Source organism: Gemmatimonadota bacterium, from assembly GCA_039715185.1.
Lineage (GTDB): Bacteria > Gemmatimonadota > Gemmatimonadetes > Longimicrobiales > RSA9 > DATHRK01.
This window is the reverse complement of record JBDLIA010000012.1, coordinates 16,443-40,511: the sequence shown is the minus strand read 5'-3', so window position 1 is coordinate 40,511 and position 24,069 is coordinate 16,443. Positions and strand designations below refer to the sequence as shown.

At 69.6% G+C, this 24,069-nt stretch carries 16 protein-coding genes; 6 read left to right on the top strand and 10 right to left on the bottom strand.

Features of this window, described 5'->3' with window-relative positions:
• Positions 1-82: 82 nt before the first annotated feature.
• Positions 83-1,588 (top strand): tetratricopeptide repeat protein, encoded by a 1,506-nt coding sequence (locus ABFS34_03995; protein MEN8374587.1) that lies wholly within the window; start codon positions 83-85, stop codon positions 1,586-1,588.
• Between the two features lie 54 nt (positions 1,589-1,642).
• Here ABFS34_03995 and ABFS34_03990 read toward each other — a convergent pair whose 3' ends face one another.
• The 7 genes from ABFS34_03990 to ABFS34_03960 all read right to left on the bottom strand — a co-directional run bounded on the left by ABFS34_03990 (position 1,643) and on the right by ABFS34_03960 (position 12,373).
• Positions 1,643-3,295: a hypothetical protein gene (locus ABFS34_03990; GenBank protein MEN8374586.1), complete on the bottom strand. Its 1,653-nt coding sequence runs from the start codon at positions 3,293-3,295 to the stop codon at positions 1,643-1,645.
• A gap of 123 nt (positions 3,296-3,418) precedes the next feature.
• Positions 3,419-4,927, bottom strand: coding sequence for a hypothetical protein (locus ABFS34_03985; GenBank protein MEN8374585.1), 1,509 nt, complete (start codon positions 4,925-4,927; stop codon positions 3,419-3,421).
• Positions 4,924-6,618, bottom strand: coding sequence for an iron ABC transporter permease (locus ABFS34_03980; GenBank protein MEN8374584.1), 1,695 nt, complete (start codon positions 6,616-6,618; stop codon positions 4,924-4,926). The genes ABFS34_03985 and ABFS34_03980 overlap by 4 nt, the downstream gene beginning before the upstream one ends.
• Positions 6,618-7,745: an ABC transporter ATP-binding protein gene (locus ABFS34_03975; protein ID MEN8374583.1), complete on the bottom strand. Its 1,128-nt coding sequence runs from the start codon at positions 7,743-7,745 to the stop codon at positions 6,618-6,620. The genes ABFS34_03980 and ABFS34_03975 overlap by 1 nt, the downstream gene beginning before the upstream one ends.
• 4 nt (positions 7,746-7,749) lie before the next feature.
• Positions 7,750-8,556: a hypothetical protein gene (locus ABFS34_03970; GenBank protein MEN8374582.1), complete on the bottom strand. Its 807-nt coding sequence runs from the start codon at positions 8,554-8,556 to the stop codon at positions 7,750-7,752.
• A 14-nt stretch (positions 8,557-8,570) separates the two neighbouring features.
• On the bottom strand, positions 8,571-9,653 hold the full coding sequence (locus ABFS34_03965) for an extracellular solute-binding protein (GenBank protein MEN8374581.1): 1,083 nt from the start codon (positions 9,651-9,653) through the stop codon (positions 8,571-8,573).
• Positions 9,650-12,373: a PIG-L family deacetylase gene (locus ABFS34_03960; protein MEN8374580.1), complete on the bottom strand. Its 2,724-nt coding sequence runs from the start codon at positions 12,371-12,373 to the stop codon at positions 9,650-9,652. The genes ABFS34_03965 and ABFS34_03960 overlap by 4 nt, the downstream gene beginning before the upstream one ends.
• 176 nt (positions 12,374-12,549) lie before the next feature.
• Here ABFS34_03960 and ABFS34_03955 point away from each other — a divergent pair, with 176 nt between their 5' ends.
• The 4 genes from ABFS34_03955 to ABFS34_03940 all read left to right on the top strand — a co-directional run bounded on the left by ABFS34_03955 (position 12,550) and on the right by ABFS34_03940 (position 18,283).
• Complete coding sequence (locus ABFS34_03955) at positions 12,550-13,050, top strand: hypothetical protein (GenBank protein MEN8374579.1); 501 nt, start codon at positions 12,550-12,552, stop codon at positions 13,048-13,050.
• Positions 13,051-13,081: 31 nt separating this feature from the next.
• Positions 13,082-15,928 (top strand): TonB-dependent receptor, encoded by a 2,847-nt coding sequence (locus tag ABFS34_03950; protein MEN8374578.1) that lies wholly within the window; start codon positions 13,082-13,084, stop codon positions 15,926-15,928.
• Between the two features lie 117 nt (positions 15,929-16,045).
• Positions 16,046-16,876, top strand: coding sequence for an AraC family transcriptional regulator (locus ABFS34_03945; protein ID MEN8374577.1), 831 nt, complete (start codon positions 16,046-16,048; stop codon positions 16,874-16,876).
• Between the two features lie 252 nt (positions 16,877-17,128).
• Entirely contained in the window at positions 17,129-18,283 is a 1,155-nt protein-coding gene (locus ABFS34_03940; GenBank protein ID MEN8374576.1) for a family 16 glycoside hydrolase, read from the top strand.
• A 57-nt stretch (positions 18,284-18,340) separates the two neighbouring features.
• Here the strand turns inward: ABFS34_03940 and ABFS34_03935 are convergent, their stop codons facing one another.
• Entirely contained in the window at positions 18,341-19,894 is a 1,554-nt protein-coding gene (locus ABFS34_03935) for a tetratricopeptide repeat protein (protein MEN8374575.1), read from the bottom strand.
• 298 nt (positions 19,895-20,192) lie between these two features.
• Here ABFS34_03935 and ABFS34_03930 point away from each other — a divergent pair, with 298 nt between their 5' ends.
• The gene (locus tag ABFS34_03930) at positions 20,193-20,753 is read left to right on the top strand and encodes a dihydrofolate reductase family protein (protein MEN8374574.1); all 561 of its coding nucleotides are present in this window, start codon (positions 20,193-20,195) and stop codon (positions 20,751-20,753) included.
• A 31-nt stretch (positions 20,754-20,784) separates the two neighbouring features.
• Here ABFS34_03930 and ABFS34_03925 read toward each other — a convergent pair whose 3' ends face one another.
• Together ABFS34_03925 and ABFS34_03920 are read right to left on the bottom strand one after the other, a co-directional pair.
• A complete protein-coding gene (locus ABFS34_03925) occupies positions 20,785-23,373 on the bottom strand; it encodes a protein kinase (protein MEN8374573.1) in 2,589 nt (862 codons plus the stop codon).
• Between the two features lie 36 nt (positions 23,374-23,409).
• The gene (locus ABFS34_03920) at positions 23,410-23,973 is read right to left on the bottom strand and encodes an ECF-type sigma factor (protein MEN8374572.1); all 564 of its coding nucleotides are present in this window, start codon (positions 23,971-23,973) and stop codon (positions 23,410-23,412) included.
• Positions 23,974-24,069: the final 96 nt, after the last annotated feature.

The window sequence follows — 24,069 nt, the reverse complement described above, 5'->3', positions numbered from 1 at the left end:
TGCAGGCCCCACCAGCGCGCGGAGACACCCCCGATCTCGGCCGCGACAAGGGACCGGTCCGATACCGGACAAGGAGGAATCTATGCTCAACACCAGAACCCCCCTGTTGGCCCTGTTGGTCGGCTCATCGCTGTTGGCCTGCGCCGGCGACGCCGGTGAACAGGCCGCGACGGACGAAGGCACGACCGTGGTCGTCGACATGCCACTGTCGTCGTCCTCTGAGGCCGCGATGACCCATTACCGGGAGGGTCAGCACGCCCTGGACATGGGCCGCGTCATCGACGCGAATGTGCACTTCGCTGCCGCGGTAGAGGCGGATCCATCCTTCGCCCTGGGGCACCTCCGGGTAGCCAACACGGCGAACTCGGCCGACGAGTTCATCTCCGGGCTGGAAGCCGCCGAAGCCAACGCCGAGGGCGCGAGCGATGCGGAACGACTCGAAATCGAGATCACCCGTCAGGGACTCGAGAACAACAGCGAGGGCCAGCTGCGGCTCGCCCAGCAGTTGGTCGAGGGCCAGCCGGAAAGCGCACGCGCGCAGCTGATTCTCGCTGGGGTCCAGGCAGGAATGAGGCAGATGGCCGAGGCACGCGCATCTGCCCTACGCGCGACGGAGCTCGCGCCGGACTTCGCGCCCGCCTACGGGTTCCTCGGCAATTCGTACATTTTCAATCAGCCGAAGGACTTCGATCGAGCGGTCGAAAACATGCGAAGGGTCGTGGAACTGGCGCCGGACGAGCCGAATAGCCACGACTTCCTCGGAGACGCGTTGCGGGCTCAAAACGACCTCGTTGGAGCGCGGGACGCGTACACGAGAGCACACGAGTTGGCTCCCGAGGACGCTTCACCCGTGCAGCAGCGGGGACACGTCAACTCGTTCCTGGGAGACTTCGACGCCGCCCGCGCAGACTACGATCAGTCCATCGGGCTATCGAGGGCGGGTCAGGGTCCGTCCTTCGCCGTGTATCGCGCCCTGGTCAGCGTGCACGCGGAGGATCCGGCCGCCGCTGTGAGTGAGCTTACGGGCCTGGCTTCCTCGATCGACGAGCAGGATGTCCCAGGCAAGCTCGGTCTCAAGGTCTTCGCGCTCACCACGGCCGCACAGGTGGCGCTGCACCACGACATGCTCGACGACGCGGCCGCCATCCTCGATCAGCGCGCCACGCTCAATCTGGAGCAGGCCGAGGTGGTGGGAGGCGACGCGGTCATGAGAGGGACCCAGGCGAACAACGCGTACTGGGCGGGCGTGCTAGCCGCCCGAGGCGGCGACCACGCCGGTGCCGCCGCCAGGGCTCAGGAGGCGATGGCTCTCCTGGAGCCGGACGCGAATCCGACCCGCAACGAGCCGGCGCACGATCTCATGGCGTTGAGCAGCCTTCTCCAGGGCGATCATGAGGGGTCCATCGGCCACTACGCACAGGCCAACCTCGACAACGTCTACAATCAGTATCACCTGGCCCTGGCGCACGAGGCCGCAGGTAACGCGGCGGAGGCGCAAAGCCTCCTCGAAAGCGTCGTATACAACAACTTCAACAGCCCGGGCTACGCGTTGATCCGAAATGATGTCCGGAGCAGGCTCGGCATGTAGGAGGCTCCGCGGGGCCGTCCCTTTCGGGGCGGCCCCGCTGTCTCGTGCGGCGCGTTACTCGTTCGCCGCCAGGTACGCCCTCGCTTCCGCCAACTCCGGCAGATCCGCGTCCGCGTTGCTCCACTGGCGTAGCAGCGCCCCGTACGCGGCGACGCTGACGGCGCGCCGGTCGGCGGCCCGGCCCGCGCGCGCCAGGCCCAGCAGAGACCGGGCGCGCCCACGCCTGCGCTCGAGTGAGGCGTTGAACGCGGCGATCGCGTCGTGCGGCCGTCCCTCCCGGAGCAACGTCTCACCGATCAGCTCGTAGACCGGGATCAGCGGATCCGGCGTTTCGTTGGGCGGCGGCAGCAAGGCGTCGGCCTGCAGGACCTTCCCGAGCGCCGCGTGCGCGTCGTCGAAGCGGCCCTCCTCGGCAGCGATGTCGGCCTCGAGCTCCAGCATGGTCATGCGCCAGCGCAGCTCGGCGGTGGTGCCTGGCCGGCGCTCCACCTGTGTCTGGTGTCGCTCGGTGAGCGTCGCGAGCACCTCGTGCGCGCGCTCGAGGTCTCCGGTTCGAGCCGCGTCGACGCCCGTGGCCAGCAGCTCGTCGCGCCACTCGGATCCCGACTCGGTAAGCGCGCCGGACCCCCACGCGTTCGTCTCGACCCGCTCCCTGGCCTCCCAGATCGCGCCGTACCACGCGGGTGACCAGTGATCGGTCCCCGGGCGCAGCCTGCGCATCTCCTCGGACCACGCCCTGGCCTCGGCCCGGCGCCCCTGCTGGAGCAGGGCGTAGTGGAGAAAGTCCGCCGCGTGGTAGTCGCGGTCGTCGGCGCTACGTCCGGTGCGCTCCACCCAGAGCTCGGACGCCTGGAAGGCGCGCTCGTTCGCCGCGATCGCGTCGTCCCACAGCGCCAGCTGGATGAAGATGTGCGAGGGCATGTGGATGGCGTGGGAAGCGGAGTGGGATACCTCCGCGTAGCGCTGCGCCACGTCCAGCGCCCGTTCGGCGGTCGACGGGTTGTCCATGGCGTGGATGGTGTAGTGCAGGCCGCCCGGGTGGCGCGGCTCGATCTCCAGGACTCTGCGCGCCGCCCGCGCGGCCTCATCGCGGGCGTCCGGAACCGAGCGGATGTTGTCCTCCGTACCGAACACCGAGATGGCGTAGAGCGCCCACGCCTCGGAGTCTTCGGGGTGAGCCTCCGCCAACTGCCGGAGCGCTTCGCTGAACGCGCGCCGGCGTTCCGTCTGGTCGCCCTCCTCGGTGAGCGCCTCCATCGCCGCGACATACATCGCCTCGCTGTCGCTCGCCGTGAGCGCCCTACGCTCCTGCGCGGTCGGGGCCAGCCGCCGGAAAGCGGCGCGAACGGAGTCGGGGCGGCCGCCGTCCAGCCCGAACGGGTCGTGGAACGAGAACGCTTCGCCCCAGTAGGCCATCACGAAACCCGGCTGAAGCTCGTGCGCCGCCCTGAAGGTGCTGCGCGCCTCATCGTACCAGAAGTTGTGCAGCGCCTCGAAGCCCCGGTTCAGCAGCAGAAGCGCTTCGGGCGACGCCTCGGCGTCCATGTGCACGGCCTCGGGAATCCAGTCCTCTGGAGCGTCGCCGTGGTCGTGCGGCGCGTCCTCGTCCTGCGCCTGCAAGGCATGCGTCGGGGTGGCGTTAAGGGGGGCGAGCACGGCGGCAACCACGAAGGCGGTTGCTCGGCCCGTCCTGCGGAGAATGGACATCGGTTGACGCTCCCTGGGTTGCGGATCCGATCGGGACAGAGGTGGTGTGATCCCGGCACGTTACACACCGTAACAATTACACGGTTCCGCCGACTTAGAAAAGTTCTAGTGTGCAACGGCACACTAGTCCGGGCTCTTGATCTGCAGCGCGCGGTCCGCCGCCTCGGGCGGGGCAGGGTCGGGTAGGCGACCGTAGAGTCGAGGCTGTCTGCGGCTGGCCGCCCCTAGCGGGTATCGCCAGTAGCGCCAAGGCAGCGACAGCAGCCGGTCGGCGGTCATGGGGGCGATGAGCTCGGGCAGGTCGCCGAGCACGTGCACCCCATGGTTGAGCCGCAGGGCTTCGAGGCGCGCCCGCCCCGTCCGCGCGGCGGGGTCGTTTCTGCGCTCCCGGAGGGCGCGCAGCAGGTGGCCCAGACCGCGCACCGGGACGGTCCCCGTGTCGGGCAGGAAGGTCACGCCCTGTATGGCCGGATAGTGGAACAGCACGTCGGCGTCCACCTCGACCAGCCATACGCCCGACGCGCCGGATGCGACCGCGTCGCGGGCGACCGACACGTCTCGCTCGCGGACCGCTTTGCGGGCCAGTCCTTCCAGGGGAAACCACAGCTCCCGGTAGTGCAGATCCGTCACCACCCACTCCAACTCGCCCGCGCTCGGCCCATCCGCGCGGACCCAGATCTCGACCCGCTCCCAGTCGCGCTCCCAGAACTTGTTGATCTCGGCGGGCGACAGCAGCAGGTAGCGCCACACCCAGTAGGCCTCCCCCTCCAGCCAGTAGGGCGCGTCGCGCTCGCGCGCGTACGGCGCCGCGGGTCCGGCGCGTGTGTACAACAGCAACGCCGGAGGCACGGGCCGGGGCACGAAAAACCAGTCGGCCGCAACGTAGAACGCCATCATCGCGCCCAGCGCGACGGCCAGGTTGGCCCACGGCAAGCCAGCGTTCGACTGGAAGGCGGCGACCAGAATCCTGCCGATCAAGACCGGCATGGCGCCCAACAGCGCGGTGGTCCACTCGCGATAGAGGGCCCACAGGCCGAGCGCCACAAGCGGAAAGCCCAGCGGCACCCACAGGCGCAGTGCGAGCGGAAGCAGGTCGGCGCGGGCGGCCAACGGCGTGGCGACGAGCACCAGGACGGTCGACGCCAGCGCGGCGAGCGGGATCTTGTTCACCGCCCAGAAGAGGCTGCAGTACGCGCCGACCCGGAACGGGTCCACCAACCCCGCCGCCAGCCGGCGGCCGTCGGGCGCGATGGCGTCTACGGCGCCGTCCGCGGTGGGGCGCAGCTCGAGTCGAAACGCGTCCAGGGCCCGCACCGCCGCCGGCGGGTCGGCGGCGAAACGCGACGCGTACTTCCCCAGACGGCGGAAGGAGCGCATCAGGAACAGGAACGGCCCCGCGAGCAGCGGCAGCAGGTAGGTTCGCAGCCTGGGGATGTCCAGGTCGGGGCGATCGATCCCCAGCCGGAAGGTGGGGTCGTGGATCAGCCGGGCGCGCGCCTCGTCGTCCGGCGATACGCCTTCCAGGCCAAGGACGTTGGCCCAGTAATCGACGAACGCGAACGGCCCGCGCAGCAGACCGCCCTCGGCGAGCGACCGCAGCAGGGGATTGGTCGCCCGCCCGTCGTCGCTCACAGCCCGGCCCCGACCCGCCTGAAGCCGACCATGAATACCCCCGCCATCAGCACCACAAGGAGCACGCCGTAGGCCGCGGCGGTGCCGAAGTCGAAGCCGCGCAACTGGGACAGGATCTCGATGGATATGGGCCGCGTGCGGTGCGTGTAGAGCAGGATCGACGCGACGAATTCACCCAGCGCGGTCACGAACGCCAGCAGCGCGCCCGCTACCAGGCCGGGCAGCACCAGGGGAAAGGCGACCCGGCGCATGGCGTGAGCCCACGACGCCCCGAGAGAAGCGGCGGCCTCCTCGAGCGCGGGGTCGAACTGCCGGAAGCTCGCCTGCGCGGCGCGGGTCACCAGCGGGATGTTCCGGATGAAGTACGCGAGCGGCAGGATCGCGTAAGTGCCCACCAGCAGGAATCGGCCGGCCCACCACTGGTTGGTGCTGAACGTGGTGGCCAACGCTATCGCCAGCACCGTGCCCGGTAGCGCCCAGGGCAGGATCAGCAGCGCGGCCATGGCGCCCCGTCCCCGGAAGCGGCGGCGCTCGATGAGGTACGCGGCGCCGAACGCGAGGACGACGTTGGCGGCGGTGGCCAGCAGCGCCATCTGGAACGAGTTGACCACCGGCCGAAGCAGCTCGGCCCGCGTGAACAGGTTGCGGTAGTTGTCCAGCGTGTACGCGGGAGGCAGAAGCTCGGTGGTCCACGTTCCGGCCGGCACCAGCGAGACGACGGCGAGCGTGAGGTGCGGCAGCAGCAGGAAGCCGACCAGGGCGAGCGCCAGCGTCAGCCGGAGGGCGGACGAGCGCGTCCAGGTGGACCTAGCCCCGTCCGCGTCCCGGGGGCCAGCCGCTACCCCCGCGGAGCCGCCACCTCCCGCTCCCTTGCCGGCCCCCGTGTACGCGCGCGCGGACTCGAAGCGGTAGAGCATGAACAGGAAGAGCAGCGAAGCGCTGGCCAGCACCACCGACTCCACGGCGACCAGCGCGGTCTCGCCGCTGAGCTTGCTGGAGAAGATCTGCGTGGTGAGGACGCGGAAGCCTCCGCCGAACACGTAGGGGGCGCTGAAGGACGCCATCGAGGTCATGAAGACCAGCAGCGCGGCGCCGCCGATGGAGGGCGCCAGGAGCGGCAGCGTCACGCGCCGCAGGACCGTCCAGCGCGACGCGCCCAGCGCCGCACCGGCCTCCGCGTAGGCGCTGTCCAGTCGTGCCAGCCCCGCGCTCGTGAACAGGAAGAAGTACACGTACATCGTGTACGCGTGCACGAGCAGTATCGCCCACGCCCCGGACAGCCTCCACGGCGCCTCCTCGAGCCCCAGAACGAACTGTATTGAGCGCGTCAGGAAGCCCGTTTCGCCCCACAGAAAGAGGAAGGCTATCACCCCGACGAGTGGCGGCAGCAGGACCGGTAGCGCCGCGAGCGCTCCCAGCACCGTGCGCCCGGGGAACGGGCGCCGGCCGAACAGGAACGCGAGCGGGATGCCCAGCGCCCCGGCGAGCACGACGCTCCCGAGCGAGATCCACACGCTGTTCCACGCGGCCTCCAGCTCCGAGCGGCTCGCAAAGAAGCGCCGGTAGTGCTCCAGCGTGAACCCGTCCTCGCCGAACACGCTTTCGCCCAGGATGAACAGGTTGGGGTAGAGGACGAGCCACAGGAGCACGACCGCGACCGGAACGAGCAGCCTGGCCGGGGGCCGGCGCATCAGTCGTCCGCCGGCCCGGGAGCGGGCTCGTCCTCCCCGGCTCCCGCGGGGAAACAGCGGATCTCGGCGCCGTGCGCGGCCTCGATGCTCACGCGGTCTCCGGGGGCGTGCAGGCCGTCGGCCGCTACCGCGGACACCTCCGCGCTGCCCGTACGCACCGCGTAGTGGGTGCGATCGCCCGCGTAGCGGCGGCCAACTACTTCGCCCTGTAGCGCCTCGGGCGGCGGCGAGTCGCCTTCGGCCAGCGGGCGCAGGCGCACCCGCTCGGGCCGGATCATGAGGCGCACCCCATCACCCGCCGCGGGCGCGAAGCCGGCCTCGGATGCGGCGACGGCGTTCCATCGCACGCCGCCCTCCAGCTCGCACGCCACGACCGTCGGGTCACCCTCCTCCGCGGCCACCACCCGCGCGGCCAGGAAATTCGCGCGCCCCAGGAAGGACGCGACGAAGGCGTTGGCCGGCCGGCCGTACAGCGCCTGGGGCGTGTCCACCTGCTGCAGGGCGCCGTCGCGCATGACCGCGATGCGGTCGCTCAGCGCGAAAGCCTCCTCCTGGTCGTGGGTGACGAACACCGCGGTCATCCCCAGGCGCTCCAGGAGCGCCCGCAGCTCGGCGCGCGTTCGCTCCCGCAGCGCCGCGTCCAGGTTCGAGAGCGGCTCGTCCAGGAGCAGCAGGGGCGGCTCGGGGGCGAGCGCGCGGGCGAGCGCGACGCGCTGCTGCTGCCCGCCCGACAACTGCTGCACGCGCCGCTTCTCGTAGCCCGCGAGGTCCACCAGATCGAGCGCCGCGGCGGCGCGGCGGGCGACCTCAGCGCGCGTCTGCCGACGGACCTTCAGTCCGAACGCCACGTTCTCGCCCACCGAGAGGTGCGGAAACAGCGCGTAGTTCTGGAAGACCATGCCGAACCCGCGCGCCTGCGGCGTCGCCCGCGTGATGTCTTCGCCGCGCAGCGTGACTGTCCCTGAGGTGGGCGCCTCGAACCCGGCGATCATGCGCAGCGTCGTCGTCTTGCCGCACCCGGACGGGCCCAGGAGCGTCAGCAGCTCGCCCTCGCGCACCTCCAGATCCAGGCGGTCCACCGCGAGCGTCTCTCCGAAGCGTTTCGAGACGGCCGTGAGCTTCAGCATCGACTCATCGACCTTTGATCCGGCTCAACGACCCGTCCTCCGTCAACTCGCAGTCGAACGAATCGCGGCTGACACGCCAGAAAGACTCCAGCACGCTCACGCGGACGTCGTATCGGCCGAGCGCCGGCTCGTCCGACGACACGTCGCGATCGCCTACCAGCTCTCGCTCCTGCACGTGGGGCCGGGCGTGCAGGACCACGAAGAAGCCCGTGCCGTCGCGGTAGTGCGCCAGCGCGCCGCCGTGGTAGTCGAGCACGACCCCTCCGCGGTCCCAGTTGAAGCCCGTGAGCGTGAGCGGCGCGCCGTTCAGCGCGCGTAGCTCGGCCAAGGTCGTGCCCACCCGCACGCCCTCGGCCGTCCGCCAGCGTCCTTCCCGCCGCGCCACCGCCTCGGCGACCAGCGCGCGGGTCGAGTCCACGAACGCGACCGAGATTTCATCCGGGGAGTCGGGGAACAGGACGCCGCCCGGCGCGCACATGCCCTCGCCCAGCTCGGCCAGGCGAGGCTCGTATTGCCCCGTCCCGACGGCGGCGAGGATGTCCGCCTCGGACGCGTGGGGGCTCACGGGGCCGAAAGCGCCCCCCGGTACGACGATGTCCGGGTCGGCGCGGGCCGCAGTCGATGCTACCTCTGCCTCGGCTGGTGTTGGTGCCGCGCCAGCCTCGGCGGGCGGTGACGCCGCGCTGGCCTCGTCGCCTGTCACCACCTCATCGGCCGGGGCGGGAGCGCACGAGAGCACGCCCGCGAGCGCCAGAAGCGCCGACCGTCGACCGCGCCAAACCGACGCGTCCCGGCGTCTCCCGCGGATCACGGCCGGGAGCGCGATCAGCCGCGGCCGCGGATGTGCTCGTCCCAGTAGCGCATCCACTCGGTCGTCCGCTCCTGCAGGAGCCCCCAGTCCAGGGGCTCGGGCCGGATCTGCTCGCGCGCGCGCTGGAGCGCCTCGGGCAGCTCGTCGGCGGGGATGTCCGTGCGCGCGGGCAGGCGGTCGAAGTTCGCAGCGGCGTGGAGCACCTCGTCGGTCGAACCGAGGAACTCGACCAGCTCCCGGGCGGCCTCCGGGTGCGGCGCGCCCTTCACCACGCCTATCCCGTCGACCAGCAGCGGCGTGCCGCTTTCGGGGAAGACGTAGTCGATGTCGTAGCCACCCTGCCGCTTCAGGGCCTCGATGTCCGGCATGTCCCACAGCGTGACGAGGCCCTCCTGACGGTTCAGCTTCTGGTAGAGCAGGGTGGGGTTGAGGACGTACTCCTTGGTCTGCGCGTCCAGGCGGCGGAGCCAGTCGTAGCCCTGCGCGGTGTCGCCCGTTCGCACGATCGACCGGTGCATTATCATGCCGAAGATCGTGCGCATCGTACCGCTGGCGAGCGGGTCCCGGATCAAGACTTCGTCGGCCCAGCGCGGGTCGAGCACGTCCTCCCAGTCACGGGGGACATCTTCCGGTGCGATAGCCGCGCTGTTGTAGGCGATGACCTCGGGGGTCAGGTAGATGCCGTGCCAGCGAGCCTCCTGGCCGCGCGCGTCGTCCGGTAGCGTGGACGCCCAGGTGGGCTCGAACTCGGTCAGCAGGCCGTCCTCGACGCCCGTCACGAACATCGTCGCCGGCGCACCCCACCACACGTCCGCCTGCGGATTCGCCCGTTCGGAGCGCAGCCGGTCGAGGATCTCCTGCGACCCCTGATCGACCCACTGCAGGTCTATGTCGGGATGCGCGGCCTCGAAGCGCGCCTCGTACACTTCGAGCATCGCCCGCCCGTGCGGCGAGTAGACGATGAGCGGCGCGCGGCCGTCGTCGGGGATGCACGCCGCCGTGAGCACGGCGAGACCCGCGACCACGGCGAGATGTAGAGGACGGCGCGCCTGCGTGTCCACCGCGTCCCAGGCGCGCGCGGCCCCGCCCGGAGTCACGACGCGTCCCGGTCGGCGCCCAGCGCCACGAGGTTGGCCAGCAGCCGGTAGGCGCCGGGCACGCCCGCCGGAAGCTGCCGGAACAGCGACAGGGCGGTGTACACGTAGGTGCCCTCGCCCAGGGGCGCGATGAGCGTCGACCCCCCGAGCGGCGCTTCGCCCGGATCCGCCATCTCCAGCAGCGGCGTGAAGCGCTCGTCCCAGGTGGCGGCGAAGTAGAGCCCCCGCTCCTGCACCCAGCCCTCGAAGTCGCCCCGCCCGATTGAGTTGGGCCAGGTGAAGAGGCTGTGCGCCGGGTCCAGGATCGTCACCTCGGCGGACTCGTCCGTGACGCGATCGTGTGGCCGCGACATGGTCAGCGGATAGGGAGCGAACTCTCCCCGGGGAAACTCGTACTTGTTGTACTGCACGATGAGCGTGCCGCCCGCGCGCGCGTAGTCGAGCAGCCTGCCGTTGTTGGCCACGACGTCCGGCCTGAATTCGTAGGCGCGGATGCCCAACACGATGGTATCGAAGCGGCTCAGGTCGCCCGAGGCCAGCTCCTCGGGCCCGAGCAAGGTGTAATCGATCCCGAGCTGCTGAAGCGCATCCGGGCCCGCGTCGCCCGCCCCCTCCACGTACGCCACCAGCAACCCTTCCGGCACGGCCGCGTCCAGAACCTGTATCACGCCCCGCGCGTGCGTGGGGAGCACCCGGGGTCGAATGTGCGGGTAGTCGATGACCTGCACGCCGTCCGTGATTGAGCGGCCGTCGGCGGTGCCGAACGACGCCGCCACGGCGTACTCTCCGGGTCCGGCCGAGGCGGGCGCGGTCACGCTGAACGTGGCGGTTCCGGCGCCATCGGAGGCGATCTCGAGCGGGGCCTCGGCGGGCTCCGATGACCACCCGTCCGGCAACTCGAGGGCGGCGACGCCCCGCACCGTCTCCGGCTCCCTGGAGTCGACTCGCACCGTGTACTCCACCGGACGCGAAGCCGACGCGCCCACCAGCGCCACCGCCGGCGCCAGCGTGACGGCCAGGCCGGGCAGCACGAGGACGGGGCGCCGGTATTCGCCCACCGTCTTGTCGACCCCCACGTACGCGGCCGCCCTGCGCACGGCCACGGACTGCCTGCCGATCGTCAGGTGGGCGATGCCACCGACGGGGTCGGGCTGGAAGGCCGCGCCCGCGCTGGGGTGGTCGCCCCACACGTAGCGGTCCGCGTCCCTGGCGGAGAGCAGGAAATAGGGGAAGTGCGGTGGCGCATCGACCGGAACGCCCACCCGGAACGTACGCTCCAGCACGGTCCCCGGTGGCATCGACACTGGGCCCCCCGAGTCTTCCCCCTCCGCCTCCTGTCCTTCGGCCGGCTGCAGCGAAACCTCCCAGCCTTCCGGCACGGTGACGCCGGCGCCGTCGACGGACATCGGCCTGGAGCCTCCGTTCCACACGCTGACGGCCACCGAGAACGTCTGCCCGGGCACGACCGTGGCGTCCTCGGCGCGCACGTCGACCCGAACGCCGGCGGTCTGCGCGAGCGCCAGGCCGTACTGCGCCTGCTCGCGCCGAACGGCGTGCAGAAATCCCTCGGCGGCGGGCTCGTCGCGAGCGGCCGCCTCCACCGCGCGCGCCGCCTGGCTCAGAGACTCCCCCGCCGAAACGAGCCGCGTCAGCAGGGCGGCCGGATTGCCGGCGCCCGCGCGCACGGCGCCGACGAAGCCCTCGTAGGTACGCAGCGGGGCCACGGCGTCGCGGAGCGCCTCGACGGAGCCGCTCGCGGTCTCCGCGCGCGCAGACAGCTCGTCCTCGACGCCCGCGAAAAGCGCCGTAGGCGCGCCTCCGGGGACGCGCGTCGCCACCAGGTCCAGCGCGACCTGCCTGCCTCCCAGATGCTGCGCCTGGCCCATGTCCTGCGACCGGTGCTCGCTCCGGCTCGCCATGGCGACCTGGTGGTGCGAGCGGCCCATCAGCGGATCCAGGAGGCCCGTCTGCAGCACCAGCGTCGCGTCATCGGTGCCGCGGAAACGAGCCCGGAACAGGGACGTGGCGGCGTGCGGCGCCCCCGCAGCGGGGAAGCGAGCCGGATCCGCCGCCGCCTCGAACGCCTCGCGCGCCATGATGCCCGAGGCCTGGTGCTGGCCATGGCCGTCCGCGGGCGTGCCGGTGAAGACGGCCACCATCACGTCCGGACGGAACGAGCGCACCACCCGGACGACGTCCTCCAGAAGCGCCTCCCGGGGCCAGTGCTGGAACGCCTCGTCGGCGTGCTTGGAGAAGCCGAAGTCGTACGCGCGCGTGAAGAATTGCCGGCCGCGGTCCACGTCGCGGGCCGCCAGCAGCTCCTCGGTGCGCAGCAGTCCGAGGGCCTCCTGCTGCTCGGGGCCGATGCCGTTCTGGCCCCCCTCACCCCGCGTGAGCGAGAGATAAGCCACGTCCGTCCCCAGCCCGAGCGCCAGCGCCGCCAGGACCGCCGTGTTCTCGTCATCCGGGTGGGCGCCGATCATGAGCACGCTCCTGGCCGTGCCCAGCTTGCGCAGCGCTACGCCGCGTTCCACGGCGTCCGGCGGAGGCGCGTCGAAGCGCACCGACACCGCTCCCGCCGGAGACTGGCTGGCCTCCGCGGTCGCCGGGGTCTGGGCGCGCGCCGGCAAGGGCGCCGTTCCGGCGAGCGCCAAGGGGGTGGCGAGCGCCAGCAAGCGGAGCGCGCGTTTCGGGATTCTACGGACCGTCAGTGCGTTCATCGGACGCAAGCTAGGTCGCCCCGAACGGGGCGCAAGCGAAGGACGGCGGGGTGGACCGGTGACGGCGGACCTTGCCCCCGAAGGCGACAATCGAAAGACTAGATTGCAGCGAAGTGCGCCGTCGCACGTCGTCGTGCCACAACAGGAGATCGTCCCGCTTCAATCGTGGAGTTGTCATGATCCAGCGTCGCACGGCAGCCGGACTGGTGCTCGCCACGCTCGTCGTCGCCTGCAGCGACGACAGCGGAGGCACGGGGCCGGGTGAGGTGACTCTCGCGGATCTGGCGGCGACCTATGACGTGCTGAGCTTCACCTTCACGGCGGACGGCAACTCCGCCCTCTCGGCCAACCTGATCCAGGCGACCAACGCGACGCTGACGGTTACGCTGTTGGCGGACGGCAGCTTCAGCGGCCTGCTCAACGCGCCCGCCCTGACCGAGACCACCGACGATGTGCCCATCGGCGGCACTCTGACTCTGACCGGAGACGACACGGCGAGCATAGACTTCGACGCCGCGACGAGCTTCTTCTTCCCGGATGTCGACATTTCTTTTGAGTTCTCCCCGCCCAACTTTGTCTGGACGGCCACGGACGTGACGTTCGACTTCACACTCGAGAGAGATCCGAACAACGCGATTCCGGCCGACCTGACCGTCGTGCTCGTGCAGGCCATATAGACATCACGAACCGCTGATAGCGAGAATCGCCATGATTAGCACTCGTCGTGTTGTGGTCGTAGGCGCGCTCCTCCTCGCCGTCGTGTCCCCCGCGGCCGCCCAGACGGGCGCGGTGGCGGGGACGGTAAGGGCGGCCGCCAGTGAGGCCGGCTTCTCCCGGGCGGGGACGCCCCTCGCGACCGTGCTGGTGCGCGTGCTGGGCGACGGCGATCAGTTGGTCGCCAACGCCCTCACGACCTCCGAAGGGACGTTCCGCATCGCGAACATCCCCGCCGGGACCTACACGGTCGTCTTCACCAGCGCCGGTTGGGTGGAGCAGCGCGAGACCGGAGTCACCGTTTCGGCCGGCCAGACAGCGAGTCTGACCGTGGCCATGGGGGAGCAGGTGTTCAACCTGAACCCCATAACGGTCACGGCGTCCAAGACCGAGGAGAAGGTGCTCGAGGCGCCCGCCGCCATCGAGGTCGTGAACACGAATGACATAGCCGAGCAGCCGGCTACGACGATCGCCGAGCACATCAAGGACCTGCCCGGGGTGGATGTGCTGCCGACGGGGTTGCAGGGCGGGTACGTTGTCGTACGCGGCTTCAACAACATCTTCAGCGGCGCGTCGCTGACGATGACCGACAACCGAATTGCGCGGGTGCCGTCGCTGCGCGCCAACATCCTGCACTTCAACCCCACGACCAACCTGGATCTGGAGCGCATCGAGGTGGTGCTGGGCCCGGGATCGGCTCTGTACGGACCCAACGCCTCGAGCGGGGTGATCCACTCGATCACCAAGTCGCCCATCGACTACCCGGGTGGAGCGATCTCCTTCGGGGGCGGATTCCGACAGCAGACCGACGTGTCGGGCGCGGATGTGGTGTTTGCCGGTGACACGATTCCATTCCCCGGTTTCGAGTCGAGCGACGAGGGCGTGATCCACGCGGAGGGGCGCTACGCGTACCGGGCCAGCGAGCGGTTCGGCGTGAAGGTGTCGGGCCAGTACTTCTCGGGCGACGACTTCCGCTTCGTCGATCCCGACGAGGCGGAGCAGCAGACGATCGCCGCGGCGTGCCTCGCCGATTTCGGCCCCACCAACCTGGCTTGCCGCAACTTCGACGCGGGCCTCAATCTGGGGACGTCGGAGGGTTTGGCCGTGCTCCGGGAGTCGGTCGACAACGTGGCGGCTGGCAGGGACTACGACCTGGAGCGCTGGGCGGTCGACGGCCGGATCGACGTGCGACCGGACGAGGAGACCACGCTGATCTTCGCCGGCGGCCACTCCAAGACCAGCAACAGCATCGACCTGACCGGGTTGGGCGCCGCCCAGGTGCAGGACTGGGGATACAACTATGGGCAGGTGCGCGCGCTCTACAAGTCCGCGTTCGCTCAGCTTTTCTTCAACAAGAGCGACAACTCGGACTCCTACCTGCTCAGGTCGGGTAGGCCGCTCGTCGACAAGTCCTCGCTCTTCGTGGCGCAGATCCAGAACGCCACCGCCGTCGCCGACCGGCAGCGCTTCGTCTACGGCTTCGACTTCTTGCGCACCAATCCGCAGACAGAGGGGACGATCAACGGCAATAACGAGGACTCCGACGAGTTCAACGAGTTCGGCGGGTACGTCCAGTCCGAGACCGACATCGGCGACAAGCTGGATCTGGTCGCGGCGCTGCGCGTGGACAAGAGCGACGCGCTGGAGGATCCAGTCTACTCGCCGCGCGCGGCGCTCGTGTTCAGCCCGGACGAGGCGAACAGTCTCCGGCTGACCTTCAACCGTTCGTTCGGCACGCCCAGCACGCTCAACCTGTTCCTGGACATCTCCGGACAGAGCGTCCCTCTGGGTGGTCCGTTCCGCTACGACATCCGCGCCCAGGGCGTCACCAAGGACGGATTGGCGTTCCAGCGCCGGGAGGGCGTCGCGCTGCCCGATCACACGAGCCCCTTCGGGTTGGTGTTCGGCTCCAATCCGCGCGAGTTCCACCCGACGACGACGGCTCAACTGTGGGCCGAGGCGGTGGCCGTAGCGGGCACGATTGATCCGACGCTGGCCGCAATACTGGGCTCGCTGCCCGTGCCCAGCGAACAGCAGGTCGGGGTTTCAGTCCTGACGCTCAACCCGTCCACGGCCAGCTTCGAGCCGGCAGGCAGTATCGAGGACATACCCGCGCTCAAGCCCACGATCACGAACACCATCGAGGTGGGCTACAAGGGCCTGTTGGCGGATCGGGTGCTGCTGGCGGCGAACGCGTACTACAGCCGCATCGACGACTTCATTTCGGCGCTGCGCAACGTCACGCCGAACGTGTTCCTGAACGGGGCGGACCTTGCCGCCTACCTGACGCCGTTCGTGGGACCGGCCAACGCGGGGGCCATCGCCACTCAGCTCGGAAGCATCCCGCTCGGCGTGATCACGTCCCCGGAGGCCGGCGGGTCGGACGCGGCGATCCTGCTGACGTACCAGAATCTCGCGGATGTGGATATGTGGGGTGGGGACGTTTCCGCAACGATCATCCTCGACGATAGCTGGGAGGTGTCAGGGTCGCTGTCGTTGGTCAACGACGACGAGTTCGACACGGGCGAGGAGATCGTGCCGCTCAACGCGACAACGGCCAAGGGCTCGCTGGGGTTGCGCTACCGCAACGAAGAGGCCGGATTCAACGCCAACCTGAGGGGCCGCGCGGTGAACGGCTTCCCCTTCAACTCGGCGGTGTTCATCGGCGAAGTGAGCGGCTACGCCCTGGCGGACCTGAACATCGGCTACAAGCTTCCGGGAGCGCAGAACATCTGGCTCACAGCCGACGCGCTCAACCTGTTCGACCGCGCCTACAGGCCGACCATCGGCGGCCCGCGGCTGGGCCGGTACATGACGTTCCGCCTGCGCTTCGACTTCTAGCAGGTCGGATCGCGTCGCGCAGCGGCGCTCTGTGGTGGGGGGAGGGGCGTGGCGGAGGCCGCGCCCCTCTTGCATGCCGCCGGAACACGGCACCCTACGGCCAGGTAGCTTGGGGCGATGAGCGACCCATTGACCCCTCGACGGCGAGTCGGCGGATACGCCGAGTTCGCGCCGCCCGGGGATCTGCGCGAAGACGTTTCCTCCATCTGGACGTTCGAGGCTTCGCGCCACGGCGCGCCCGCCACGCATCGTGTTTTGCCGTATCCCGGCCTGACCGTCGTCTTCCACTACGTGCGCTCCGATGGTGGCGGTGTGGAGAGGCCGAGGCTGGAACTCTTCGGGCCGGTCAGCCGGGTACGTTCCTTTCGGCCGGAGCCCGGTCTCGTGATGCAGGCCGTCGAGTTGCGCCCGGAATCGGTGACCAGACTCCTCGGGGTGTCCCCGGCGGACCACCTGGACGCGATCGATTCCTGGCGACCGTCTGCGGGCCCCGACTCGGTTTCTCTGTTCGACAAGCTGGCCGAGCGCGCGCTCGTCGGGGACGGCGCGCTGGGCGAGTTGGTACGCTGGCTCAGGGAACGCGACGCCGATTCGAGGCTCGATCCGGCGGGCCGGATATCCCGGCTCGCGCTGCGGGCGCTACGTGCCCCTCGCTCGGCGTCCCTGCGGATCTCGGACGTGGCGGACCGCATCGGCGTGTCGCTGAGGCACCTGCGTCGATCCGTGCTCGAGGTGGCGGGGGCATCGCCCAAGAGAATCCAGAGGCTCGAGCGACTCAATCGGGTGGTTTCGGTGGCCGATACACGTGGGGCGCCCCGCTGGTCGGAGCTCGCCGTGGCCCACGGCTACTTCGACCAGGCGCACCTCATCCGCGACTTCCGCGACCTGACCGCGTCCACGCCGGCACGCCTGCACGCGGAGCGGCGAGCCGAGCCAGTCCCCGGCTGAATCCACGGCCGACCGCCCCAGCTCTTCGTCGCCCATTTGCTCCAGCTCTTCATCGCCCTTCAGGCGATGTGCAACTAGTTCAAAATTTGAATGAGTCGCGATGTCCGCTGAGGCGATGTGTAACTAGTTCGAATCTCGAACGACTTCTGATGTCCGCTTTTTCCAATACGCGCGTAGGGCCCGCTCCTAGACTTCGGGGATCACCGCCCCCGCGGCGGCCCCGATATCGACCAGTCAGGAGCCCGGCCCACGATGAAAGCGATTGGCAAGCCCTGGACGAACGCCATCGTCCTGGCCATGGCCGCGACCACCGTCGCGGCGATCTTCTTCGGAGTGCCGCTGGAGGCCCAGGTCGCCATGGACGAAGCCGCCTGGGACGTGCAGGCACGCGAGTCCCGCTTCGAGGCCCACCTGGACCGTGACGCGCTGTTCATGCAGGGCGGCGTCGCCTGGCTGAAGGACGCGGAATTCGGGGACGGCGTGATCGAGTTCGACCTCGCCGCGACCGCGGACAACGGCTTTCACGGGCTTCGCTTTCGCGCGGTGGACCCGGCCAACCACGAGCACATCTACCTGCGGCCGCACCTGTCCGGGCTGCCGGACGCCGTCCAATACCAGCCGATATTCAACCGCACCAGCAGCTGGCAGCTCTACGCGGACGCGCGCTACGTCCAGCCCGCGGAAATACGCTCCGATGAGTGGGTGCACGTCCGACTCGCGGTGCGGGAGAGCCGGGCGGAGGTAACGATCGATGGGGTCCCGATCGTTTTCCCCCAGCTGGTGCGTGATCCGGCGTCGGGCGCAGTCGGGCTCGCCACCAGCGGCGCGGGAGCGTGGTTCGCCAACGTCATCGTGCGGCCAGGCGTCGACCCCGCGTTCGCCGGCGGGGAAGGCGCCGAGGCGCCGGACGCCGTGCCGGGCGTCGTCACCAGGTGGCGTGTCTCCGACGCCTTCCCCGAGGAGACGGTCGATGGACTGGAGCGGCTGGCCGCCGACTTCGCGGAGGCCCGGACGTGGACGACCCTGGAGCCCGAGGTCCGCGGCATCGCGAACATCGGCATGCTCTACAACAACCGCCCCGACAACACGGTGATCGCGGCGCTGACGCTACGCTCCGATCGCGCGCGCACGCTGCCCGTGAAAATCGGTTTCAGCGATCGCGTGCGTGTGTACTTGAACGGGCGGGCGCTGTTCGCAGCGTCCGATGCCTTCGCCTCGCGCGACTATCGCTTTCTGGGCACGATCGGCCTGTACGACGAGCTGTTCCTGCCGCTCGAGGCGGGCGACAACGAGCTCTGGCTGGCCGTCACGGAGCAGTTCGGGGGCTGGGGCGTGACGCTCCAGGCGCTGGAGGCCGCCGGCGTAACGATTACTGGTCCTGAAGGCGCTGCGTTCGCCCCGAGATAGGTCGCCGGCTACTGAGAATTGATGGCAGGCGCGGCCTCCTCCTCGTCGGCTCCGGGATCACCCAGGCCCAGTCGGCAGGTGCAGCCGTCGCAACACCTCCCCGTAGCGAGGGTCTCCGGCGGCGGCGTCCAGGCTGGGAGTCACGTGGAACCACACCATCCACGGCGAGCGCTCCTCCATCGCCCGGTCGAGCCACGAGAAGAATCCATCCCTGTCGCCCAGTCCCAGGTAGACCATGGCGACGTGGAACGAGGATCTTGCCTCCCACCGGTCCTCCCGCAGCAGTCCATCGAGCACGGCGTGCGCTTCGTCGGTGCGCCCGGCGACGGCGTAGGCCCAGCCCAGGAATCCGTACATGGCCGATCCCGAGTCGACCTTCTCCATGCCGAGCTCGAAGGTGCGGCAGGCCGCATTGACGTCACCGATGTCGGCCTGAACCATGCCGAGGCCGTAGGTGGCGGCGGCGTTCTCCGGATCCAGTTCGAGCGCGCGCTCGAACTGGCCGATCGCGGTCTCGAACCGCCGCCCGATCATGTACCCGTAGCCAACGTTCAGCGCGGCGAGCGGATTGAGCGGGTCCAGCTCGTAGGCGAGCCGGCGGTGACGCATGGCATCCTCGTGGCGGCGCAGGGTGTCGAGGACCATACCCAGGAAGCTCCGGGCGGTGGCGTCGCCCGGGCTCAACTCGACCGCCCGCGTCAACTCCGATAGCGCGGCCTGCCAGTCCCAGTGGAGCCAGTAGTGCACCAGGCCCAGCGCCATGTGGGCCTCCGTTTCGCGGTCGTCCATGGCAAGGGCGAGGCGGGCCTCCTGCTCGGCCCGCTGGAACGCCTCCGTGGGCGCGAACGTGTGCATGTACGCGCGGATGCCGTACACGTAGGCGAGGGTCGACCTGGGGCCCGGATAGCTCGGGTCGATCCCGATCGCTTCCTCGAGATGCTCCACCGCCTTGCGCCATCCGTCCTGACTCCACTTGTTCGCGTGGAATCGCGCGAGCAGGTGAAGCCTGTACGCCTCTGGATCCGGGACCGACCGCACCGTCTCGTGCGCCAGCTCCACGTCCAGCGCCGCTGCCACGCTCTCCGCGATCTCGGTTTGAAGCGCGAACCTGTCGACAGCCTCGCGGTCGTACCTTTCGGCCCAGAGTTGCTGTCGTGTCGCGCAGTCGGTGAGCTTCACCACGACACGGACCCTCTCGCCCTCCTGTCGGATGGTCCCGTCGAGGATCGACCTGACGGACAGCTCGTGCGCGATCTCCGCCGGGTCGACATGTCGGTGCCGGAAGCGCATGACGCTACTGCTGGATATGACCCTGAGGTCATCGACCTTCGCGAGGCGGGCGATGATGTCCTCGCTCATACCGTCGGCCAGGAAACCCTCGGATTCGTCCGTGCCCAGGTGCTCGAGCGGCAGCACGGCTACCGAACGCCGGGTCGGCGGCGGCTCATCCAAAACGGCGGCCGGCCGGCTCTGCTCTCTACCGAACGACAGGAAGCCGATGATCCCCGCGGTGAGAGCGATGAACGGCTCCGGGGATGGCTCGTAGACCATCCAACCGGCCGCCGCGAGCATGCCCGCGAGCCAGAGAAGCTGGATGGTCGTGGGCCTCATCCTAGTGACCGCAGTGCTGCGCGTGCATGTGTGCGTGGCCCGCGCCGCGCGCGATCAGCCACCGGTTGAGCCCAGTGGGTGGTCGCGCTGGCCGCAAGCCGATTGAGCGAGGACCGCTCGCCCGATCCGTGGGACGATGTTCGCGAGATAGAGAGCCCCTCCTGGCGGGTATGTCTCGTTGCGCTGGGCATCACTTTCATCCCCTCCGGGGGGTGATCGCAAGGCTCACGACGAGCACCCGACGCTAATCAACCGTGCGAGCGAGAGAAGCTTGACCCGCCGCGCCCCTGGTTGAATAATGACAATTCTTCGGTCTTTCTTCGGGGTGTCCGCCATGCAGATCAGGGGGTTCATCGCCGCGAGCCTGGACGGCTACATCGCCCGGGCCGACGGAGCCATCGACTGGCTGGACGAATTCGGCGACGTCGACTACGGCTACGAGCGGTTCATCGAGCAGGTCGGCACGATCGTGATCGGCCGGAGGACGTACGATCAGGTCCTAGGATTCGGCGACTGGGTGTACCAGGGCCTACGCACGATCGTGGTGTCGCACCGTCCGGTGGACGACCCGCCACCGGACACCGAGGTCTGGTCCGGGGACATCTCCGATCTCGTGGCCGAGCTTCGGCGGAGCGAGACCCGCGACGTCTGGGTGATCGGTGGAGCGGATGTCCAACGGCAGTTTCTGGACGCCGGCGGCCTGGATCGCATCGAGGTGCACGTCATTCCCGTGCTGCTCGGTAGGGGCATCCCCCTGTGGCCGCCGAGCGAACTCGAGCACCGGGTCGCGCTGAATTCCGCGACCGTGCTCGGCAAAGGCATGGTGCGACTCGACTACGGGATTCGGCGGCCGGGCTAGCTGTCGGTCTTCCTGCAGGGCCGCCCGGGGCTCAACCTCCGGCCGGCGCGCTCGCGCTGTCCGGCAGGAGCGCCGAGAACCGGCGATGCTCCTCTTCCAGGCCCACCGCGTCCAGCGTGGTAAGGAATGGCTGAAGCTGGCCGACGGTGTTGGGATCCAGCTCGCCGCCATTCTCCTTCCGGCTCACGACGGCCCACGCGTGCATGCGGTCCAGATACGCCCGGCCGGCGGCCTCGTCGCCGTTCAGGATCTGAATGACTGCGATCCTGCCCGACGCCCACTGCGTCCACTCATGTTCGGCGCCGAGCTGCCTCGTATACTCGTCGACCGCCGCCCGCAGGACGGGTTCCGCTCCGGTGATGTCGCCGTATCGCAGGAGAGCGTTGCCGAGACCCCCAAGGGCGCTTCCCACGCGCCAGTGCCCCTCGGGCCATTGCTCTCTGGCGGCCGTGACGTTCTCCCCGAGGACCGCGACCGTCTCTTCCCGTCGCCCCACTTCGTGCAGGGCGCTGGCGAGGTTGTTCGCGATCAGAAGCGAGCCGGGATGCCCGCGCCCGATAAGGCGGGCCCGGATCTCCAGGGCCTCGCGGTACGCAAGCGCGGCGGCGGGAAAGTCCTCGCGCACGCGTCGGAGGTAGCCCAGGTTGTTGAGGTGGATCGCCAAGTCAGCGGACGCGCGATCCGGGTGATCTCGCATGCGCGGGATGCCCTCCTCGTACAGGGCCTCCGCCTCATCCAGACGCCCGGCGCGGCGCAGCACGTACGCCAGACTGAGAAGGGAGTTGGCAAGTTCCAGATCCTCCTCCGGGTACAGGCGCCTGATTGCCACTGCCTCGCGCATCACGACCTCGGCCGAATCGATGCTTTCGGCGTCTCGAAGGGCCTGTCCCAACGATTCCAGCGCATTCGCGACACTACGATCGTCCGTTTCGCGCAACGTCCGATAGATGCTCAGCGCCTCCTGGAGGGGGGAAACCGCCGCCTCGAAGTCCCGCCGGTTCCTGTAAGAACCGCCGACGCGCAGCAACGCGTCGGCAACTCCCGCGCTCGCCTCGCCGAATTCCCCGCGCCGGATGTCCACGGCGCGTTCCAGCAGCGCGGTCCCCTCCTCGAACAGCCCGAGGTTGTAGTGTGCTCCCCCCAACACCAGCAGAAGCTCGGCTTGCACCGCGGGCCGGTCGCCGAACTCCGCATCCACGCGCTCGGTGCCCCAGGCGAGAAGCTCCCGCGCGGTGATCGTATCCGAGGGGGCCTGCTCCGGGTTGCGTCCGCGAAACACATCGGCCAGGAAGTCCACCACCAGTCCGGCGTTCTCCGCCTCGGTCTCGGCCCGGGCCCGCTGGCGCTCGGTCTCGGCGTTCTCGCGGACGAGGGTGGCTCCGGCCGTCGCGACCACGACCAGCATTGCGGCGGCCGCCGCCACGCCGACCCGATGACGGCGGAGGAACTTGCGGGCGCGGTAGGACCGGAAGCCTGCCCGCGCCGAGACCGGGAAACCGGTGCGGTGCCTGACGAGATCCGCGCGCATGTCCTGCACGCTTCCGTACCGGTCGTCGGGCTCCTTGCGCAGCGCCTTGGCCACGATTGCGTCGAGGTCCCCGGTGAGGCGCCTCCGCAGCGCGTCGGGAGCCGGTTCGCCCGCCGCGGATGAAGCCACGGCCACCGACGGTAGCGTCGGCGTCTGCTCGCAGATCGCGCGCTCCACTTCGAAGCCGCCGCCGTTGCCGAACGGCCGCCGACCGGTCAGCAGCTCGTAGAGCAACACGCCCATGCCGTGCACGTCGGTGGCGGTGGTGATCGGCTGGCCGAGGATCTGCTCCGGGGCGGCGTACTCGGGGGTCATCCAGCGCGTGGCCGGCCGCGTATGGGGCGCGCCAGCGGCTTCGCCGTGTTCCGCGATCAGCTTGGCGATCCCGAAGTCCAGCAGCCGGACGCGGCCGTCGGCATCCACCAGGACGTTCGACGGCTTGAGGTCCCGGTGTACGATCAGGCGCGTGTGCGCGTACTGGACCGCCTCCGTCGCCTGGATGAACAGGTCCAGCCGGCCGCCGATGTCCAGCCGCTGCCGATCGGCCCAGCGGGTTATGGGCTCGCCCTCGACGAGCTCCATGACCAGGTAGGGAAGGCCGGTTTCGGTGGTGCCTCCGTCCAGCAGCCTGGCGATGTTGGGGTGCGCGAGCGACGACATGATCTGGCGCTCGGCCAGGAAGCGTCGCTCCACGTCCCTGGAGTCGATGCCCCGCAGGACCTTGATCGCTACTCGCTGATCGAACTCGCCGTCGGCGCGCTCGGCCTCGTAGACCGTGGCCATACCCCCGCGCCCCAACTGGCCGAGCACTCGATAGGGGCCGATTCGAGTTCCCTCCGGGAGCTCTGTCGGCTGGCCCGCTTCGGCCTTGAACGCCGCGCGAAGAAGCTCGGTGCCGGGGCCCGTGACTACGCTACCGACCTCGGCCGCGGAAGCCACAAGGCGTGAGACCGTTTCCTCCAGAGCGACGTCGCCGCCGCAAGCTTCGGCCACGTACGCCTGTCGCTCCTCCGGGGCCAGTCCCAGCGCCTCATCGAACAGCCGGTCGACCTCGCTCCAGCGCTCCTCGATAAGCCTGCGGGAAGAATCCATGATCCGTTTCTCGCCGGGGTGATGAGGCGTCATGTGCTACGCGTCGAGCGCTTCGCGCAGGTAGGCTCGAGCGCGTGCCCAGCCCCTTTCCACCGTGCGGGTCGAGATGTCCAGCGCGTCCGCTGTCTCTGAAACGGAAAGTCCGCCGAAGAACCGACACTCGGCGATCCGGGCCAGGGCGGGGTCGCGTCCCTCCAGCCACCCCAGCGCTTCGTCGAGCGCGAGCACGTCCGTCGCGTCGCGATCCACTACCGCGGACTGGGGTGTCAGCGGGACCTGGACGCGATCGCCGCCGCGCTTCTCCGCCTGCCGCTGGCGCGCGTAGTCGATGAGGATGCGGCGCATGGCCTTCGAACAGAAAGCCAGAAAGCTCGCGCGTCCCGGCCAGTCCCCGCCGCCGGTCCCGCCGATCTTGAGGTAGGCCTCGTGGACCAGCGCGGTGGTGTTGATGGTGCCGCTTCCGCCGGTGTCGCGGACGTGCCGGTGGGCGATGCGCCGAAGATCCTCGTAGACGAGGTCGATCAATCGATCGAAAGCCTCATCGTCACCATCGCTCCAGCGCTGGGCCAAGCGCGTGACATCGCCGGTCTGGTCGACCACGCGTCCTCCTGAGACACACGGGGCGGGAAGGGCGAGCCGGTTCGTCGCTCCGATTGTAGGGCGCGGCGCCTGCAAGCGGCAAACGCGGGTTGGCGG

Coding starts and splice junctions, on each gene's coding strand:
- ABFS34_03990 (MEN8374586.1), bottom strand. CDS start 3,295: ATGTCCATTCTCCGCAGGACGGGCCGAGCAACCGCCTTCGTGGTTGCC.
- ABFS34_03995 (MEN8374587.1), top strand. CDS start 83: ATGCTCAACACCAGAACCCCCCTGTTGGCCCTGTTGGTCGGCTCATCG.
- ABFS34_03950 (MEN8374578.1), top strand. CDS start 13,082: ATGATTAGCACTCGTCGTGTTGTGGTCGTAGGCGCGCTCCTCCTCGCC.
- ABFS34_03960 (MEN8374580.1), bottom strand. CDS start 12,373: ATGAACGCACTGACGGTCCGTAGAATCCCGAAACGCGCGCTCCGCTTG.
- ABFS34_03935 (MEN8374575.1), bottom strand. CDS start 19,894: ATGAGGCCCACGACCATCCAGCTTCTCTGGCTCGCGGGCATGCTCGCG.
- ABFS34_03955 (MEN8374579.1), top strand. CDS start 12,550: ATGATCCAGCGTCGCACGGCAGCCGGACTGGTGCTCGCCACGCTCGTC.
- ABFS34_03975 (MEN8374583.1), bottom strand. CDS start 7,745: ATGCTGAAGCTCACGGCCGTCTCGAAACGCTTCGGAGAGACGCTCGCG.
- ABFS34_03940 (MEN8374576.1), top strand. CDS start 17,129: ATGAAAGCGATTGGCAAGCCCTGGACGAACGCCATCGTCCTGGCCATG.
- ABFS34_03930 (MEN8374574.1), top strand. CDS start 20,193: ATGACAATTCTTCGGTCTTTCTTCGGGGTGTCCGCCATGCAGATCAGG.
- ABFS34_03925 (MEN8374573.1), bottom strand. CDS start 23,373: ATGGATTCTTCCCGCAGGCTTATCGAGGAGCGCTGGAGCGAGGTCGAC.
- ABFS34_03980 (MEN8374584.1), bottom strand. CDS start 6,618: ATGCGCCGGCCCCCGGCCAGGCTGCTCGTTCCGGTCGCGGTCGTGCTC.
- ABFS34_03945 (MEN8374577.1), top strand. CDS start 16,046: ATGAGCGACCCATTGACCCCTCGACGGCGAGTCGGCGGATACGCCGAG.